Raw genomic sequence first — 1,275 nt, forward strand, 5'->3', positions numbered from 1 at the left:
ACAGCGAAGAGCAGCAAGAAACCAAGAGTGCGAGAGAGCGAGCGTCCCCATGCCTGACCAGTACTAACACCCCGCAAAGCTACAAGATGCAAAGTCGGGAGTGCTGCGAACATAGCAAGAAGAATCAGAATACCTGTGGTATCGGATTGATCACCAGCTAAATACACGGTGCAGATGAATGTCGCGATAAGCCCATAGAAGATGACCAAGCCAAGATGAATGCGAGCTAAAGACCGATTCATTTGTCCTCCGTTGACGATTTTTTGATTTTGGCCGATTTCAACGGTGCAGAAGAGTGGTTTGAATCGCACTGGGTGCGATTCACCCGGAGCGTGGCGTCTTCATGCAATTGCCTCCGAGGTCTTGCCGACGGTATCCAGCTGAGTGGGAAGATGTTCGCGAATGACCGGAGCCCACTTACGCCAACTGAAGAAGGCGCTCGGGTGTCGAATGAAGAGTAGCTTGAGCACGCGGCCCTCGTCGACGACAGTAATCAAACGCGGCCGCGTCCTGCCAACCTTCGATGGCAGGGGGCTCTGTTTGAGGAATGCTCCGCGCAACTTGATGGCTTCCACTAGCGCGCCCATCTTCTTCGCTTCAAGTCCATAAACAATGCCTTGGTCAATCGCCATCAAGCGGGACAGGTCAAGAAATTCCTGCCAGCCTTTCAGATATTGGTTATGGCACGGCCGCTTCTTAATGCACTCGAGAGGCTGCAACACCAGGTTGTGATATGCCACCGATGACCAGAACGCTCGTTTTTGGCCCTCGCCTGGCTCGGACGCACAGTAAATCGCTCGCTCGATATTGCGAACATAGGGGGAGTCGCGCCGATAGTCGAGGGCGTGACGGCGGTGTGTCTCCCGCAGGCCATCGGTTCGCTGGTAGCGCGCAACGAACCCGTCCCCCCAGTTGTAGACGCTCTCGCCGAGCAACATCGTCCGGACCTTAGAGGTTGAGAAATCCTTCCCGACCCAAGGCCACCAAGGTAGATTTGGCCGGCCGGCAAATGTCGTGTCGAAGGAGGCATCCAGCAAATTATCAAGTTCCATTATTCAAAAAGTTGCGAGCGGGTTGACGACTGCTCGGTAACTTGCACTCCTGCCCGCATTTTTTTCGTCGCCTAAGAAATTCGTGGATTGGACATAGATTTTTGGAGGTTTGAGCTACGTAATGCCACGGCCTCCTCGATCCACAAAATCATATCGTAGCCCGTGCCTCGGCTTTCGTTGCCCAGATCATGATCCAGGCGAATCTCGTTAACGGCACCGGTTT

General features: G+C 53.9%; 3 protein-coding genes. All 3 read right to left on the minus strand.

The annotated features are described in order from the left end of the window. Window positions 1-311: hypothetical protein (locus RR928_RS17905; RefSeq protein ID WP_332538642.1), on the minus strand; the 311-nt coding region annotated here is incomplete at its 3' end. Window positions 312-341: 30 nt separating this feature from the next. Further along, the gene (locus RR928_RS17910) at window positions 342-1,052 is read right to left on the minus strand and encodes a hypothetical protein (RefSeq protein ID WP_332683599.1); all 711 of its coding nucleotides are present in this window, start codon (window positions 1,050-1,052) and stop codon (window positions 342-344) included. A 71-nt stretch (window positions 1,053-1,123) separates the two neighbouring features. Then, entirely contained in the window at window positions 1,124-1,255 is a 132-nt protein-coding gene (locus RR928_RS17915; protein WP_442881926.1) for a hypothetical protein, read from the minus strand. Window positions 1,256-1,275: the final 20 nt, after the last annotated feature.

It is taken from the genome of Comamonas sp. (assembly GCF_036666375.1).
Taxonomy (GTDB): domain Bacteria; phylum Pseudomonadota; class Gammaproteobacteria; order Burkholderiales; family Burkholderiaceae_C; genus Comamonas.